Source organism: Methylotenera sp., assembly GCF_029945705.1.
Lineage (GTDB): Bacteria > Pseudomonadota > Gammaproteobacteria > Burkholderiales > Methylophilaceae > Methylotenera.
Genome location: NZ_JAQSDC010000008.1, coordinates 1 through 19,362 on the forward strand (window position 1 = coordinate 1; position 19,362 = coordinate 19,362).

At 44.0% G+C, this 19,362-nt stretch carries 7 protein-coding genes; 5 read left to right on the forward strand and 2 right to left on the reverse strand.

The features are described from left to right. Window positions 1-117 precede the first annotated feature (117 nt). From PSU78_RS03010 to PSU78_RS03025, 4 genes are all read left to right on the forward strand, one after another. On the forward strand, window positions 118-1,599 hold the full coding sequence (locus PSU78_RS03010; protein ID WP_300384052.1) for a mannose-1-phosphate guanylyltransferase/mannose-6-phosphate isomerase: 1,482 nt from the start codon (window positions 118-120) through the stop codon (window positions 1,597-1,599). A 348-nt stretch (window positions 1,600-1,947) separates the two neighbouring features. Continuing rightward, a complete protein-coding gene (locus tag PSU78_RS03015; RefSeq protein WP_300384055.1) occupies window positions 1,948-4,116 on the forward strand; it encodes a type I secretion system permease/ATPase in 2,169 nt (722 codons plus the stop codon). Continuing rightward, complete coding sequence (locus PSU78_RS03020; RefSeq protein ID WP_300384058.1) at window positions 4,113-5,525, forward strand: HlyD family type I secretion periplasmic adaptor subunit; 1,413 nt, start codon at window positions 4,113-4,115, stop codon at window positions 5,523-5,525. The genes PSU78_RS03015 and PSU78_RS03020 overlap by 4 nt, the downstream gene beginning before the upstream one ends. After that, entirely contained in the window at window positions 5,526-6,167 is a 642-nt protein-coding gene (locus PSU78_RS03025) for a response regulator transcription factor (protein WP_300384060.1), read from the forward strand. Between the two features lie 85 nt (window positions 6,168-6,252). Here the strand turns inward: PSU78_RS03025 and PSU78_RS03030 are convergent, their stop codons facing one another. Next, complete coding sequence (locus PSU78_RS03030; RefSeq protein WP_300384063.1) at window positions 6,253-8,202, reverse strand: EAL domain-containing protein; 1,950 nt, start codon at window positions 8,200-8,202, stop codon at window positions 6,253-6,255. Between the two features lie 20 nt (window positions 8,203-8,222). Continuing rightward, on the reverse strand, window positions 8,223-8,930 hold the full coding sequence (locus tag PSU78_RS03035; RefSeq protein WP_367186311.1) for a transglutaminase-like cysteine peptidase: 708 nt from the start codon (window positions 8,928-8,930) through the stop codon (window positions 8,223-8,225). Window positions 8,931-9,234: 304 nt separating this feature from the next. Between PSU78_RS03035 and PSU78_RS03040 the strand changes: the two genes are divergently transcribed. Further along, window positions 9,235-19,194, forward strand: coding sequence for a retention module-containing protein (locus PSU78_RS03040; protein WP_300384066.1), 9,960 nt, complete (start codon window positions 9,235-9,237; stop codon window positions 19,192-19,194). Window positions 19,195-19,362 lie beyond the last annotated feature (168 nt).

The window sequence follows — 19,362 nt, forward strand, 5'->3', positions numbered from 1 at the left end:
AACAGGAAGAGCTTGTCTGAAGTGGTAGTGTCCACTTTATTCAACAGGGGTCACTGCAACTTATTCTCAAGTTCACGTAAACTATGTGGAATTAGAATATTTTTTGAGATAAATCCAATGCACAATATAGTAATTGATACGACCGTAATAAATAATACAGTTCAGCCAGTCATACTCTCTGGAGGCTCTGGCACGCGCTTATGGCCACTTTCTCGTGAGAAATACCCTAAGCAATTATTGCCATTATTAGGAGATGACTCCTTGCTACAAGGAACAGTTCGAAGGGTTGATGGTATTGATGGTGTGAATTTGGCTGCACCAATGATTGTTTGCAATGAGGAATATAGGTTTGTCATTGCGGAACAATTACGGTTGATGGGAAAAGATGGAGTGATTGTACTTGAGCCCGTTGGACGTAACACGGCGCCTGCGTTAACGCTTGCTGCGCTGGAGGCTTCCAAGGCAGGGCATGATCCAATATTGCTAGTAATGCCAGCAGATCATGTTGTAATTGATAACTTGGCGTTTCAAAATGCTGTTCGCGAAGGTACAGTACTTGCAGCTAAAGGCATGGTAGTGACTTTTGGTATTACTCCCGATTGCCCAGAAACTGGTTATGGGTACATTCAGACTGGTGCCAAATTAAAAGAGTTTTCTGCTGACGCCTTTAGCATATGTCGTTTTGTTGAAAAACCAGATCATGAGACCGCTCAGCAGTATGTTGATAGTGGTGACTATCTATGGAATAGCGGTTTATTTATGATGCGTTCTTCAGTTTGGATATCCGCAATACAACAATGTCGCTCTGATATTTTTTCAGCATGTGATAATGCATGGAGAGCCGAACAGTTAGATGGTAGTTTCGTGCGAGTTGGTAAGTCTGAATTTGAGCAATGCCCTAGTGACTCTATCGATTATGCTGTGATGGAAAAAATCGCAGCAGGCCAAAGTAATCTTCCAGAGGGCGTGGTAATACCGCTTTCTGCGGGCTGGTCAGATGTAGGAGCATGGGGATCATTATGGGAAGTGTTACCAAAGGATGTGCATGGTAATGCCACTCAAGGCGACGTGATGTTGACAGATTGTGCCGACACCTTGGCCTTTTCAGGTGGGCGACTGGTTGCTTGTGTGGGAGTCACCGACTTGGTGGTAGTAGAAACTTCAGATGCAATTTTAGTTGCACACAAGAGCAAAACACAGGATGTTAAAAAAATTGTAGACTCTTTAAAATTGCAGGCTAGATCTGAAGGTCTTTTGCATCGTAAGGTTTATCGGCCTTGGGGTTGGTATGATAGTGTTGATATCGGAGAGCGTTTTCAAGTTAAGCGCATGATGGTGAAATCTGGGGCTAAGCTATCTTTACAGTTGCATCATCATCGTGCGGAACATTGGGTTGTGGTAAAGGGTACTGCAAGGGTTACAAGAGGGGAGGAAAGTTATCTTGTGACTGAGAATGAGTCGACATATATACCCCTAGGAACCAAGCACCGCTTGGAGAATGTAGGAAAAATGCCGCTGGAAATTATTGAAGTGCAATCTGGAGCCTATTTGGCTGAGGATGACATTGAGCGCTTTGATGATCATTACGGCAGATTATAATTCTTAAAGTTAGCTGCGCTGTAATGCATGCCAGCTTTAATATAAAACCATCAATTAGCCTATAAAGACCTTTTAAACCAACGGTTTGATATTAGGTTCTCACGTTATATTCATTTATGTAAGCCTTTATTCATATTTCCAGGCAATGTTTCTGAGCCGCTTGGAAATATGTAAAGCAGTGTAAATTTCACAAGTAATAACGCCATTGTCATTCAATTTTATACAACTAGGGCATGTTTGGCATTAAACTTGCTGATATAGAATAAGTCATGCGATTTTTTGAAAAAATCTGATTGATAGAACAGTAGTACAATTAGTCTTTAGGTGTGACGATTAACAGGGAAAAACATGAGTGCTGAGAATTTAACTCAAATTGAAAATACTAAGGGTGAAAATATAGGTATTGTAGATACCTTGTTAGATAGCCTTTTACTTATTTGTCGCGTTCAAAATGTTGCCACTTCTAAAGATGCTCTAATTTCAGGGTTGCCGTTACGTGACGGTAAGATGACGCCCGCACTGGTAAAGCGCTCTGCTGAACGCGTTAATTTAGCTGTCACGATGTTAAAAAAGCCGCTCGATAAAATTCGTTCAGAATTTTTGCCCGCGATTTTATTATTGAAAGATGAAGAAGCTTGTGTTTTGACCAAGCTGGATTTCAATGAAAATAAAGCGCATGTCATTTTTCCTGAATTAGGCGATGCTGAAATAGCGATTTCTATTAATGAGTTAGAAACTCGATGCTCAGGCTATTACATTGTAGCAAAAGCTAAATATTCGTTTGATCAACGCGCGCCTATTGTTGGCAAGGTTAGATTGCGACATTGGTTTTGGGGTACGTTGGCAGAAAACAGTCGTATTTACCGTGACATTATGGTGGCTGCTTTTGTGGTGAATATGTTCGCTTTGGCAATGCCCTTATTTACGATGAATGTGTATGACCGTGTTGTGCCGAATCGCGCGGTTGAGACTTTGTGGGTGATGGCGATTGGTATTTCGCTGATGATTATTGGCGATTTAATTCTTAGAACCTTACGCGGTTATTTTCTTGATTGGGCCAGTACCCGTGTCGATGTAAAGCTCACCGCACGTATTATGGAACAAGTGTTGGGCATACGTCTTGAGCAAAGACCTAACTCTGTAGGCTCTTTTGCTTCCAATCTGCGCTCGTTTGAAACTGTGCGTGATTTCATCACATCTGCCACAATTACAACGCTGATTGATATTCCGTTTGGTCTGATTTTTATTGTGGTCATGGCTTGGATTTCACCCTATATGATTATTCCCGTGATTTTGGGCGCTATTTTGATTTTAGTGTATTCATTTAGCGTGCAAACTAAAATGCATGAGCTTTCTGAAACTATGTATCGCGCAAGTGCTATTAGAAACGCTACGCTGATTGAAAGCTTGGTGAGTCTTGAAACGGTTAAAGCTTTGGGTATTGAAGGGCAAATGCAGCGTAAATGGGAGCATAGCGCGCATTTTCTGACTGAGGTGTCGAGTAAATTAAGATTGCTATCTTCATCGATTAATAACGGCGCAAGTACCATTCAGCAGTTAATTAATATTTCACTGGTGGTGCTAGGTGTTTATTTGGTGGTGAATGGCGATTTAACGATGGGGGGCTTGATAGCCTGCACCATGCTGGCTTCACGTGCGCTAGTGCCAATCGCGCAAACAGCAGGCTTATTAACGCAATATCATAACGCCGCGACAGCCCTGACTTCATTAGATGAGATTATGAAGCGCCCACTAGAGCGCCCCGTCGATGCTAAATTTTTATCGCGCCCTACTTTTACTGGCAATATTGAATTCAGAGAAGTGAGTTTTAGCTACCCAGGTAGCGAGCAAGATGCACTGACTAAAGTGTCATTCAAAATTAAAGCGGGTGAGCATGTGGCTTTATTAGGTCGCATGGGGTCAGGCAAATCAACCATACATAAACTGATGCTCGGTTTATATCAACCCACTGGAGGTGCGATTTTGGTGGACGGCATTGATGCGCGCCAAATTGACCCTGCTGAATTAAGGCGTTGTGTGGGCTATGTGCAACAGGATACGCATTTGTTTTATGGCACGATGCGCGACAATTTAACCATTTCAGCACAACATGTCGATGATGCGGCAGTACTTGCAGCGGCGCACGTTGGCGGTATTGATGAGTTCATTAATGCACATCCTAAAGGGTTTGATATGCCAATTGGTGAGCGTGGTGAAACCTTATCTGGCGGTCAGCGCCAGGGTGTTGGTATCGCTAGAGCGCTGATTGGTAACCCTGCCATTTTGTTGCTAGATGAACCAACAAGCGCGATGGATCATTCGGGGGAAGATGCAATTAAGCGCCGTCTTGTCGAGGCTACAAAGAATAAGACATTGGTGCTGGTTTCCCACCGCTCCGCTTTATATGATTTGGTGGATCGGATTATTGTGATTGATTCAGGCCGAATTGTAGCAGATGGTGCTAAAGAACAAGTGACGGAAGCGTTACGCAGTGGCAAAGTAGGTAAAGCGCTATGAGTGAAAATCTATTCAAAAAAATCGGTCAGTTAAACGAAGCTTTTAAAAAACAAGCTTGGCTTACCAAGCCTATTTATTATCTTCTAGATAAAATGGCGCCAAAAGAAACTAGAGAAGACTTGGATTGGAATGATGAGGCAGATTTAGCAATTTTAGAGCAAACACCCATAAGAGCAAAGGTGCTACTTTATAGCATCGCTGTTGCTTTAGCCGTATTAATTATTTGGGCGTTTTTTGCGAAAATAGATGAAGTCACACGCGGTGAAGGTCGGGTGATTCCCTCTAAGCAGGTGCAAGTGATTCAGTCTTTGGATGGAGGTATTGTTTCTGAAATATTAGTGTCTGAAGGGCAGGTCGTTAAAGTGGGCACGCCGCTGATTCGTATTGACCAAACTCGGGCGGTTTCATCATTAAGAGAAAATCAAACGCAGTATTTGGCATTATTGGCAAAGAAGTTTAGATTAAAAGCATTAGCGAATGACGCGCCGTTTACGCCTCCTGATGAAGTGTTGAAAGACGCTCCGCAAACCTATGATCAGGAGTATAAGTTATACACTATTAGCAAGGATGAGTTACAGTCAGGTATCAATATTGCTCGAGACCAAATGGATCAAAGGCAGAAGGAGTTGGTTGAAGTGCAGTATCGAAAGGACGTCGCTACTAAAAACTTAGAATCTGCATCTAAAGAGCTGGCTGCTAATAAGCCTTTGTTAGTCAGTGGTGCTGTGTCGGATATTGATATTCTTAAGTTAGAGCGAGAGGTAACAAAAGCAAAAGGTGATGTTGATCAGGCACGTGCGCAGATTAGTCGTATTGAATCATCCGTTGCTGAGGCTAGGCGTAAAGTCACGGAAGTTGAACAAACTTTTAAAAGTAAGGTGCGTACAGAGTTAAATGAAGTAACTGCGCGCTTAAACAGTATTACAGAAACTAGTGTAGGTCTTACCGATAAAGTGAAACAGGCTACGTTAACATCGCCAGTTAACGGTAAAGTGAGCCGCCTTTATACAAATACAGTCGGTGGCGTGATTCAACCTGGTAAAGAGGTGTTAGAAATAGTACCAACGGATGAAGCTTTAATTTTAGAAACTAAAATTCAAATTAAAGATATTGCCTTTATTCGGCTGGAGCAACCTGCCGTTGTTAAGCTCACTGCTTATGATTACAGTATTTATGGTGCGTTAGATGGCAAAGTTGAGGGCATTTCAGCCAATTCAGTTGTGGATGAAAAAGGCAATGCTTATTACGTTGTGAGAGTACGCACTTTAAAATCTAGCCTAGGTAAAGGGCTGCCGATTATTCCTGGTATGGTGGCTCAAGTAGATGTGATGACAGGTAAGAAAACGGTACTTTCATACTTGCTTAAGCCAGTATTAAAGGCAAAATCATACGCCTTTAGTGAGAGATAAATGCAGGATATTTTCATTACTAAATTGCCTGCCGCTATAGACAGTTGGACTAAAGCATTACCTAAATCTAGATTAGCTGCCATTGTGCCAGAAGTTCTGGAGCACGGAAGCACTAAGAGTAAGGCTTCCGAAGCTTGTATCTTTTGGCTGCACATGAATGAAGATCGCCAGCAATGGATGGAGAACACCATTGCAGCTATTATGAAAAACTATCAAGGTGCAAAGATTGTGGTGCTGGCCAATGCGCCAAATCACGCCGAGTCTATCCATGCGTTGAAGCTAGGTGCAATGGGCTATTGTCACGCGCATATAGCACCTGCAGTGCTGAAAGATGTTAGATCGGTCGTTAGCCATGGCGGCTTGTGGGTAGGGCAAGATATTCTGCAAGCTTTAATAGAAACCTCTACAAAACTAGTGACTAATCGCCCTGAGCACGTTGAAACCTTGTTAGGTAAGCTAACAAAGCGTGAAAAAGAAGTAGCATTAGAGGCGGCAAAAGGGTCTAGCAATAAAGAAATTGCTCGAGTTTTGAGCATCACTGAGCGCACGGTCAAAGCGCATCTAGCTTCTACTTTTGAACGTTTGGGCGCTAAAGACAGGCTGCAATTAGCGTTGATGCTTAACGGTAATTACAAACATTAAGCTTGAGTTGGTAAGTTAACTCGTACAAAGTCGTGCGAATTAACTTGTGAGCATTAGATTGGCAGAGTGTTCGTCACTTAATACTTTAAGCGATATGAATACCTGGCCCAGTCATGCCGTCTACACCAATTTGTTTTAATGTCACTTGCTCATCAATGGTTTGCACACCTTCGGCAATTGCTATCATGCCAATAGAGTGTGCGATCATGCATATGCCTCGTAATAGCGTTTTATTGTCTTCATTGCTATCAATATCTTTAATAATTGATACATCAATTTTAATATAATCTAAGCCTACGTCATGTAGCTCACCGAGGCGTGAAATGTGCGTGCCTACATGTTCAATGCCCACTTTGCAACCTAATGGTTTGACTTGATTGCAAAAGTGACGGAACTCTACTGAGTATTCAAAAGCACTTTTTTCAGGAACCTCAAAATATAGGCGGCTGGCTACGCTAATGTTCAATTTAATAAGCTTGCAAGTTTTTTCAATAAACCCAGGGTTACAAATGGCGCTGGCTGAAAGATTCAGGCCGATAGATTCTGTGCCAGTAGCGAGCTTTCCTAGCGCAGTTTCTAAGACTAACTCATCGACGCGACTCATTAAATTAAGCTGTGTTGCCCAGGTAATAAACTCGCCCGCAGAATACCATTTGCCGTTAGGCTCTAGCTGAAGTCGAACAGGGCTTTCGTTGTGGATTAATTGACCATTTTGATTGATGACAGGATAAGGCTCAAGCTTGATTCTCCTGTTATCCAGAGCTGATGTCAGCAATTTTTGCCAATTTCCTTGGTCATTTTTTCGATATTGCACGAGATCACTATGATTAATCACGTGCAGCGTATTTCTGTGCTGAATATTGACTTTATCAACGACGCTATCAATAAACGAAATGAATTTTTCTGCTGCTTCTAAAATAGAAACAAGATTCTCTTCAGTGTCTGATTTTGTGACGTTAATCGCCACCGTTAAGAAGTGAGCACTTAAAAATTCTTGATTGGTTTGACCTGCATTGATAAGTAGTTCTTTTATTTGCAAGCCCAGCATATCCGTATCCAATGGCCGATTGCAGAATATGCCGAAATCAGTACCTGTTAAGCGTGCGCCATAAAGGTGGGGGTGGTTCTTACATTCATTATCTAAGGCATCGCCGATTTTTTTTAATAGTGTATTTGTTTCTTGATGACCAAGTGTTTGATCGATCTGCGCTAAATTAGCGAGTCTTGTGACAATCAAAATGCCAGAGCTAAAAGTTTCTTCATGACTAATACTAGCGTTCACTCTGCGAATAAAGTAATCAAAATTCATCAGTCCGGTAATCGGTTCAAAGTTAGTTTGATAGCGTAACTGCTCTAGCCGAGATGACTCTTCAGTTACAGTATTCTTAATGCGGTTTGATAGGCCATTCATCGCATTAACGACTGCTTTGAATTCAATGGTTTTTGGTTCAGCGATGCTGATAAAGCGATTTTCACCAATCGCCCTAGCCTGATTAACCACATCATCCAAGGGACTTAGGATTTTTTCTAAAATCTTGCCGCCGCCATAACAAGCAAGTAAGCCTATGAGCGATGCCCAAAGCGCGATTTGTATAGTGGAGTCCCATAGTTTGTCGTAGGCAAAATTAGCATCGCTTTCTAAGGTTAATGAGCCGAATTGCTTCCAGCCATCTTGCACCTCGGCAACGCCAGCTTGCGCTTTAATTGGAATCAGCTTGGTAAACCAAGCGGGTGCTCTGGTTTTGCTATTGGCGTTAACGCGTTCGCTCATCATTTTGCCGCTAGGGTCAAACAGACCAATATAACGATAGTGACCAGAATCAAATTGCGCGGAAATGAGCAAGTCTATTGTCGTTGGGTCTTTCTGCATTTGCGACATGGATAATGCCAGCGATGTGACGTTATCGAGGTTCTTGAGCTGCAATTGCTCTTCTAAATAGTGTTTGCTCGATAGCGTGCTTAATACAAAGCTACCGCCACTTGCGAGTATCAGTATAAATATGATGGCTAACCAAAGTTGTTTTATCAGTGACATTTCAATATCCTTACTTTTAATTATTCTATTCCATCCGCTTGCATGCGTGTTAACACATCTAGCCATTTGGAGAGGTGAGAAGTTGCTTCGCCTTTAGGTTTATTACTTGAACCAACCCAAATACCTTTGTCGTTAAAACTAAAAATGGGTGTTAAATCACTTCTATTGGATGCGGGTAAGATTTCTGGTTTTAGACTGTCTAAAATGAGTGGCGTGGATTGCGGTGTGGCATAGTAACTCAGCACCATATGTGCTCTCACTGTTCTGATACCGTCAAAGTTTAACTCAGCTCGTACATAAGTGAGTCTGAGCTTGTCATTTGGCACGTTTAGTATTTTCAAGAATGCATATTTTGCAATACTGTAATCTTCGCAATCACCAGCTTGACGACCAATGGCCTCTAAAGGCGTTGCCCAATAGTCAGATTGTCCCCATAAGTCTATATCTTCAGCGTAATTAATTTTTCGATTAAAGAAACTATTGATCTGCTTGAGCTTTTCTGCCTCAGTTGCGGTTTTTAACTGGGTGACTAATTGCTGAAGCTCTAGAATATCTTGATAAGCCTCGTCACCATATCTTTGCTTGGCTAGGCTGCTTAGTTTATTAAAGTCGCAGCTAGCGGCATAAATGCCAGTGATGTAGAAAAATACCAACACAATCAATACAGTAAAGTTGATTGGCTGGTTGAGTAAAGCTGATTTTTTGATAAAACCCGAGATAACTCTCACTCCATGGGGTTATATACTAAGTGTTCAATATATAAATAATTGATCAATGGTATCAAGATACACTCAATTATGCCGTAATTGATAATGACGATATCTATCAATGAGGACGGTATTTGTGCTGCTTTTCATATTAAAGATATTAACAAAGTGTATTTTCTCTAAATTTTTATTGGCCACTAGTACAATATATTTGTAGTGAAAAAGCATGTTTAATACGATTGTAAAAAAAGTGTATGAAAACAATAAATAGACTTAAGTTTTAAGCATTCAATAATAAGTATTTAACTTTAATTAGGACGTAATCATGGCAATCATCGGCAAAATCGTAGCAATGACAGGCACAGCAGTAGCACTTTCAGATAATGGTGCGAAGCGTGATCTACATTTAGGTGATCAAATACAATCTAGCGATACCATTCAAACTGGTAAAGGCGTATTTGTCGACTTGGAGCTGTCTAACGGCCGCGTGATCCATATTGCTGCTGATCAATTGGTTGCCTTTTCGCCTGACCTCACTAACCAGATTGCGCCTGATGCCTTAGATAGCGCAGTCAATGTTGCGACCATTGATACTGTGATCAAGGCCATTGAAAGTGGCAAAGATATTAACGATGTGATCGACCCAACTGCTGCAGGTAATGGGTCGTTCACTATTCACGGTTTTGATTTTGTTAATTTACTCAGAATTAACGATGACCTAAACAGGTTTAGGTTTGCTTATGAGTACGATACTGATGGTCGATTGGCAACTGATCCAGCTGCCGCTCAAGTTGATGATAGGTATGGGCTTGCTAACACAGGGACATCTGGCGCATCAAACGTAGCGCCAATTGGCGTAGTAACGCCAGCCACTGGTGCTGAAGATGGTGGTGATATTACGGTTAATTTGTCCGGTACGGACCCTGACGGCATAGTGGTATCGTTGAATGTGACTACTTTGCCTCTAGTAAGTCAAGGTGTACTTTTTATGCCAGATGGCGTGATGCCAGTATTAATTTCAACTGTACTTACACCAGCAGAAGCTGCTGCATTAATTTTTAGGCCAGCGCATGATTTTAACGGTGCTGTCAATATTCCATTCAAGGTGACTGATAACTCTGGAGCGCTTTCAGCTGTCGCTACTACGCCTATTACGGTGACCCCAGTGAATGACCCGCCCGTTGCTGTGTCTGACAGTATCACGCCTACCCAGGACTCTCCAATCAAAGTTCCTCTTTCAGGTTCAGACATTGACGGTTCTGTTACAAGTTATACTATTACCTCTGGGCCAACGCCAGCACAAGGGAAGTTAGTATATGACGATGATAACAACCCATCGACTCCACCAGTAGTACTGCAAGTATCGGGTGCTCCATTCACTGCATTAACTCCTGCACAAGCGTTAACGGTACAATTTGTACCCGAGACTAACTACAGTGGCCCAGTGGCGCCAGTCACTTATTTTGTGACAGATAACTCTGGTGATCCATCAACACCAGCGACTGTGACGATCAATGATGTTATTCCAGTCAGTGTTTCTATTTCAGGATTAACTGTTGTCAATGAAGCTGCAGGTACCATCACCTATACCGTTACTTTGAGCAACCCAAGTCCTAGCGCTGTGACAGTTCACTATCAAACTGCAGACGGCACTGCGACCTCAGGCACAGACTTCACCAGCACGCCAGGCACCTTAACGTTTGCCGCAGGAGAAACGACGAAGACCATCACCGTTGCGATCACAGAAGACAACGTTTACGAAGGCCCAGAGAACTTCACGGTTAACCTCAGTGCACCGACCAACGCCACGATAGGCACAGGCAGCGTCACCACCACCATCAACGATGATGGCACAGGCGCTCTGGGCACAGGCGGCCCAGCGACAGACGACCGTCCAGCGGTTCAGCTGGTGTCTAGTCCTAGTGTTGTTGAAGGCGGTAATTTAGACTACATCGTTAACTTAACGCACCCAAGCACCACGCCAACGGTTGTGACACTCACCCCAAGCAGCGGCACAGGTACGCTAGGCACAGACACCAGCAACCCGATCCAAGTCTCCTTTGATGGCGGCTTAACCTTCACGACGGTGAGCGGTGCGACAGTGACTGTACCAGCAGGCGTCACCAGCTTTGTGACCCGTATACCAACGGTCAACGACAACATCAGTGAACCAAACGAAACCATCTTACTGAACGCCTCAACGCCACAGAATGCTACGCCAGTACAAGGCACAGGTACGATTGCAGATAACGACACACCTAACTTTGTCATTAATGACGTCACTCGCAATGAAGGTGCAGGCACCATCACCTTTACCGTTAGTCTTACAACCCCAAGTTCTGGCGCAACGACAGTAGATTATGCTGCTGCTAATGGTACTGCAACGGTCGGTGTAGGCACTAGTGTGGATATCAACGCTGGTACAAGCCCCCTCAATGGTACTTTAAGTTTCGCCGCAGGTGAAACTACTAAAACCATTACACTTAATATTGTGAACGACACAGTCTTTGAAGGATCAGAAAGCTTTGTTATTAATTTAACGAATGCCACAGGTGGTCCTGGTATTGCAGACGCACAAGGGGTTGGTACGATTGTTGATGATGGCAGTGCCGGCGGCCCAGATGACGACCGTCCAGCGGTTCAGCTGGTGTCTAGTCCTAGTGTTGTTGAAGGCGGTAATTTAGACTACATCGTTAACTTAACGCACCCAAGCACCACGCCAACGGTTGTGACACTCACCCCAAGCAGCGGCACAGGTACGCTAGGCACAGACACCAGCAACCCGATCCAAGTCTCCTTTGATGGCGGCTTAACCTTCACGACGGTGAGCGGTGCGACAGTGACTGTACCAGCAGGCGTCACCAGCTTTGTGACCCGTATACCAACGGTCAACGACAACATCAGTGAACCAAACGAAACCATCTTACTGAACGCCTCAACGCCACAGAATGCTACGCCAGTACAAGGCACAGGCACGATTACCGACAATGACGGCACGCCAAGCCTAAGCCTCACAGGCCCAGCCGTTGTGAACGAAGCGGCCGGCACCATCACTTACACCGTCACGTTAAGCAACCCAAGTGCCAGCCCAGTCACCGTTGCCTACGGCACCGCCAGTGGCACTGCGACCTCAGGCACAGACTTCACCAGCACGCCAGGCACCTTAACGTTTGCCGCAGGAGAAACGACGAAGACCATCACCGTTGCGATCACAGAAGACAACGTTTACGAAGGCCCAGAGAACTTCACGGTTAACCTCAGTGCACCGACCAACGCCACGATAGGCACAGGCAGCGTCACCACCACCATCAACGATGATGGCACAGGCGCTCTGGGCACAGGCGGCCCAGCGACAGACGACCGTCCAGCGGTTCAGCTGGTGTCTAGTCCTAGTGTTGTTGAAGGAGGGGTGTTAGATTTTGTCGTTAATTTGTCCAATCTAAGTACGACACCAACAACAGTTACATTGACACCTGCTTCTGGCTCAGCAACTCTTGGTACAGATACGACAACACCATTGCAGGTGTCGTTTGACGGCGGTGTGACCTTTACAACCATCGCTGGTACTACTGTCAGTGTGCCAGCTAATGTGACTAACTTTATTGTTAGAGTGCCAACTGTTGATGATACTTTAGCTGAAGGTAATGAAACTATTACCTTGGGCGTTGCAACGGTTCGCAATGCTGTTCCAGTAGTGGGAACAGGTACCATTATTGATAATGAACCGACAATCGATTTGGATGGAAACAATTCATCCGGTGCAACTGGTTCTAATTACACGACTACATTTACCGAAAATACTGCTGCCGTGAGTATTGCAGATACAGATGTGGTTATTGCAGATCCCGCGTCGGCTACCATGGCAGGAGCAACGATTACACTCACCAATGCAAAAGCTGGCGATGTATTGGCAGCTGGCGTATTACCTAGTGGAATTACTGCAACTGTTGCAGGTAATGTAGTTACGCTTTCTGGTACCTCTAGTTTGGCTAACTATCAAGTAGCGATAAAAGCGATTACTTTCGCTAATACTACTGAAAATCCAGATACTACAGCTCGACTTATTAATGTTGTACTTACAGATGGTACTAATAGTTCAAATACAGCTGTGACTACAGTAAACGTAGTGGCAGTGAACGACACTCCGACGATTACGCCATTAGCGAGCATAGCGGTCACAGAAGATGTTCCAACTAAACTCACTGGTTTGAACTTTGGTGATGTTGATGCAGGTTCTGGAAACGTGACCGTAACACTTAGCGTACCAGCAGGCAGCTTAACCGCAGTCTCAGGCGGCGGTGTAGTCGTAGGAGGCAGCGCAACAGCGCTTACCCTAACAGGCACATTAGCCTCGATTAACGCCTTTGTTAGCACTGGCACTGGCGTGAACTACCAAACGGCGCTCAATGCCAATGGCAGCGTGACACTTGCAGTTAACATCAACGATAACGGCAATACAGGGATAGATTCAGGTTTAACAGGTACTGCGACTAATGAACAAGCTAACCTTAACGTTACGCTAAACATCACGCCAGTGAACGACGCCCCAGTGAATACCTTACCTGCGAGCTATACAACTAACGAAGATACTGCCGTTAAATTGAGCGGACTTTCTATTGCAGACCCAGATGCAGCAGGCTCTAACGTGACTGTTACGCTTGCGGTAGGCAGTGGGTCGCTTACAGCAGCCACAGCAGGTGGCGTGACTGTAACGGTGAACAGCGCAAGCAGCATCACCTTGACAGGCTCATTGGCTAATATCAATACCTACTTAGGCACGGTTGCCAACCAACCAACCTATACGCCAGTGGCGAATGCGAATGGCACAGTTGCCTTGACCATGACCACTAACGATTTAGGCAACACAGGTTCTGGCGGCGCATTGCAAGATGTTGATACGATTAATATCAACATTACGCCAGTGAACGATGCTCCAGTAAACAGCTTACCTGCAAGTTACACGACTAACGAAGATACTGCCGTTAAATTGAGCGGACTTTCTATTGCAGACCCAGATGCAGCAGGCTCTAACGTGACTGTTACGCTTGCGGTAGGCAGTGGGTCGCTTACAGCAGCCACAGCAGGTGGCGTGACTGTAACGGTGAACAGCGCAAGCAGCATCACCTTGACAGGCTCATTGGCTAATATCAATACCTACTTAGGCACGGTTGCCAACCAACCAACCTATACGCCAGTGGCGAATGCGAATGGCACAGTTGCCTTGACCATGACCACTAACGATTTAGGCAACACAGGTTCTGGCGGCGCATTGCAAGATGTTGATACGATTAATATCAACATTACTGCAGTGAACGACACGCCGACGATTACACCATTAGCGAGTATTGCGGTCACAGAAGATGTACCGACTAAACTCACAGGTTTGAATTTTGGTGATGTAGATGCAGGCGCAGGTAATGTGACCGTTACGCTCAGCGTACCAGCAGGCAGCTTAACCGCAGTCTCAGGCAGCGGTGTAGTCGTAGGAGGCAGCGCAACAGCGCTTACCCTAACAGGCACATTAGCCTCGATTAACGCCTTTGTCAGCACAGGCACAGGCGTGAGTTACCAAACTGTGCTTAATGCGAACGGTAGTGTGACGCTAGCAGTTAACATTAACGACAACGGCAATACTGGAATAGACCCAGGCTTAACAGGCACTGCGACGAATGAGCAAGCAAACCTCAACGTCACCTTAAATATCACGCCAGTGAACGATGCTCCAGTAGCCAATTCGGACTCAGTAAGTGTTACTGAATCAGGCAATAATGTGGGCGTATTGCAAAACAATTCGGCAGATGCATTTGTTGGTACGCCAGCAGCGACAGGTAACGTACTCACTAACGATACTGACCCAGATACTGGCGATACCAAAGCAGTTACCTTGGTGAATAGTGTTGCAATTAACGCTACTGATACCGTGGTGGTTGGTACTTACGGTAATTTAACTATTAAAGCTGATGGTACTTTTACCTATAACCTTGATAACTCAAAATTACAGACTCAAGCTTTAACACAGGGTCAAGTCACGCATGACATCTTTACTTATACAATGAAAGATGCGGCGGGTGCAACCAGCAGCGCAAATCTAGATGTCACCGTCACGGGTACTAACGATAGACCTGTATTAAACCTCAATCCAAGTGCACCATTGGACGAAGGTGATTATGTAGTTAGCTTCACAGAAAATGGCACGCCAATTTCAATTGCAGCAGTTGGCATGACGGTTACCGACGTAGATGATACGTTTATGGAATCAGCAACCATTAAGCTAACTAACGCTTTTGCTGGTGATGCGCTAGCCGTTGGTAGTTTGCCATCAGGTATTACGGCCTCCATAGTGGGTAATGCCATCACCCTCAATGGCCATGCGTCACTAAGCGACTACCAAACAGCAATTAAAGCGATTACTTTTGTGAACACTTCTGATAATCCAGCAGGTGGGGCAGGCAATGAACGTTATATCGCAGTAACTGTGAATGACGGCCAAGCTGAAGCCATATCACATGCAACGATCATTACGGTGAATGCAGTGAATGATGCGCCAATAGCGATTGGTAGCACTAATACAGCTCCAGAAGACAGTGCATCAATTACGGTTCAACTGCAAGGCTCAGATGTTGATGGCACAGTGGCTAGTTTTGTATTGACTACGCTACCCATTAACGGTGCGCTTTATACGGATTCAGCATTAACAATATTAGCGGTTACTGGCACTAGCTATCCTGCTACAGGTAATGCTTTAAATTTCTACTTCAAACCAGCTGCTGATTGGAATGGCACGACTAGCTTGAACTTCAATGCTGTTGATAATAACGGCTTGACATCAGTTAGCACAGCGACAGAAACGATAGTGGTTACGCCAGTTGATGATGGCCCTCCAGTTGCAGTGAATGATTCATTCCAAGCTTTAGTGGGACAAACAATCACATTCACGCGCGCGCAATTGTTGGCGAATGACAGCTTGCTTGATAATGCAACATTGACCTCTACGGGTGGATTGCCAACAGGCTTAACGTATAACTCTGCAACGCAAACTTATACTTACACACCAACCGCTACAGGTACTGGTTCATTTACTTACACTTTGACAGATCAAGATGGACAAACGAGTGTGGCAACCGTTAATCTGCAGGCTTTCAATAGTCATGATGACTTAGCAACCGTCAATGAGTCAGCTTTAGCTGATGGTACTGGCGGTGGCGTTAAAGTAGCAACAGGGAGTTTATTTACAAATGACACTGCTGCCCCAGGCGCTTTAACTGGTGCAATTACCGGTGTTGCTGCGGGAGCTAATACTACAATCATCAGTAACACAACTGTAGGTACGGTACATACGATCGTGACTGCATACGGTACATTGGTGGTCGATTATGCTACAGGTAACAATGGCGCTTATACATACACGCTTAATAATAAGGTAGATAACGACTCTAAAACTGGCGCTACAAATACTGAGTTTGTGGAAACATTTACTTATACACGTACTGGTGGCACAGCTAACTTAATTGTTACTATCAAAGACGACGTTCCAACGGCAGAGAATGGTACGGTTGAAGTGCCGCAATCGACAAATGTCACTAACTATAATTTAGTGTTAATGCTTGATGTGTCTGGCAGTATGTCGGCGACTAACTCTGGCGGCGGCGTGCGTGTTGTTGACACTGATGGCAATGTGGCAATTTCTACTCGTTTAGCTGTGGCTAAACAGGCCATGATAGATTTGGTGAGTCGATACTTTGACGAGTCTGCATCTGTATCTGTTAAGTTTGGTGTTTTTTCTTCAACAGCACAGACGGATAACGTGGTATACACCACTAAAGCCGAAGCAATTGCAGCCATCAACGGCTTGGCGAACTTAGCAGCTGGAACCGATTATCAAGATGGTTTGACAACAATGGTCAGCATGTTTGGTACTGTGGATACTGCAAAATCAAATATTGGATACTTTATTTCGGATGGTGTACCTACCGAACAGAATACTACTAACCCAGCAGGTGCGTCTGGTTATACCGCATTCCTAGCGGCTAATCCATCAGTTAAATCCTATGCGATTGGTATTGGTGGCGGCATTAATAATACGGCTCCTCTCGATGGTATTCATAATGTAGATGCAGATGGAAATAATGTTAAAGACTCCGCAATTTTGGTCAATGACTTAAATGCTTTGTCAGCCGCATTAACTGCAACTATCCCAGTATCTTTTGGCGGTAGTATTGGTTCTAAAACAGCGACTTCTTTTGCTGATTTTGGTGCAGATGGCGGACATATTGATTACATCGAGATGTTGCTTGATAGTAATGACGCTGGCACGGTGCCAGATACAGTGGTGCGCTTTACCTATAATGCCACGACAAATCAAGTCACCTATGACAATTTCTATTTAACTGGAACACATAACACAGTGACAGTGGCTGGTGACTCAATCACGTTGAATGCTGCACTAGGTTTTGACAAAGGCTCGATTAAACTCACCTTTAGCACAGGTGACTACGTGTATTACACACAAGGTGCGGCTGCGAGTGGGGACCAGTTTGATATTGGCTACAAGGTCATTGATAATGATGGTGATACAGCAATCGCTACTGAGACTATTAAGATTATTGACGGTAAACCACGTGCTTACGATGACCACGATACGTTGCTACCAAAAAATACGTTTTTTGATGGTAATGTTGTCAGTGGTATAAGTACTGATGGCGTTAACCAATCTGTCACAGTCTTTAGCGCAGGGGCTGGTGCAGATAATGCTATTGATAATGCTTCAGTTACATCTATTGTTTTTAAAGGAGAAACTTTTAACTTAACAACACCAAGTTCAGGCACTTTAGCTGGCGGTACATACACCATTAATGCAGCTAAAGAGTTAACTTGGACTAGCTCAACTGACGCAACGAATACTTTGAATTTCCAAAGCGATGGCTATTACAAATATACTCCGCCATCGACACAAACTACTGGGCCTGCTCAAGGTGCGCTAGTAACGACAAGCTTTAATACAGCGGCTTTAGTTGCAACAGGTGGCCTAACTATATTAGGCGCAGCAAGAGGAAGTAACTTAAACACGGCTAGCGCTGCAAATATCGACTACACAGCTACGGGTGTTGGGATTACTGGCGGAAACGCCAATACCCAAGTAGATAATCTAGAAACACTTATTATTAACTTCAATCGAGCTAATTATGCTCAAGGTGTTCAGAATGTGACGCTTAACATCAATGCTGCGGGCAGTAATTTAGCAGCAGGCTCTGCAATTGCTGTGAGTGTGTATGATATTTTGGGTAATTTATTGGGCCAAGTGGCTATTGGAACTGAGGGCTTAGTTGCATTGCCAACTAATTGGAGCAATATAGGCAGCATACGTATTGAGCCAAATAGTAATGCGTCGGTATTAATTGACGGTATTACTTTTAACCCTGTTGTTTTAAACACTACTGCTACCAATATTGCTGATGAAGTTATTGGCTATACCATCACTGACGCTCAAGGTAGTACGTCATCAGCAACTTTAGATTTGCATGTGGTGACCAATGAGATTCAGGGTACAGTGGGAGCAGAAACAATCACAGGCACTAATGCCAATGATGCAATTGCTGGTTTTGCAGGAAATGACATCATCAATGCTGGCGCAGGTAGCGACATAGTTAAAGGCGGTGACGGTGATGACACTATAGATGGCGGAGCCGATGATGATCAGCTTTATGGGGATGCTGGTAATGATACTATTACAGGCGGTGCTGGAAATGATCAAATATACGGTGGCGATGGTAATGACAATTTACAGGGTAACGCTGGTAATGATGTTATTTACGGCGGAGCTGGTAATGACAACATTATTGGAGGTGCAGGAAAAGATATTATTATCGGTGGTGCAGGTAATGACATACTCACTGGTGGTATTGGTGGGGCTGACGCTGAATCTGACACATTCAGATGGGAGCTTGCCGATAAGGGCGTTAAGGGTGCTCCAGCAAGCGATACCGTAACTGACTTTAATGTAGCGGCTGTTTCGTCTGGAGGTGATGTGCTAGATTTACGTGATCTACTTGTAAGTGAAAATCACGACGCAGGTGTAGGTAATTTAGCAAGTTACTTACACTTTGAAAAATTGGGTAGTGATACCATCATCCACGTAAGCTCTAATGGTGAATATGCGGCAGGCTTTAATGCAGCAAAAGATGTGCAGATAATTACGCTATCAGGAGTAGATTTAGTGACAGGATTTGCCAATGATCAACAAATCATTGCTGACTTACTCACTAAGCAGAAGTTAATTACAGATTAGTTTTTATTGAATGTTTTAAGTTCAAAAAAGGCCATGTTTTTACATGGCCTTTTTAATTATAAACAGCTAATAACTACATCTAATTTTTTCGTTAAACATTGATTTTAAATAATATTTTATATTTCGCCACCTGTTTGGGTAGGTGTGATGGAAGTGAATTTCCGATAC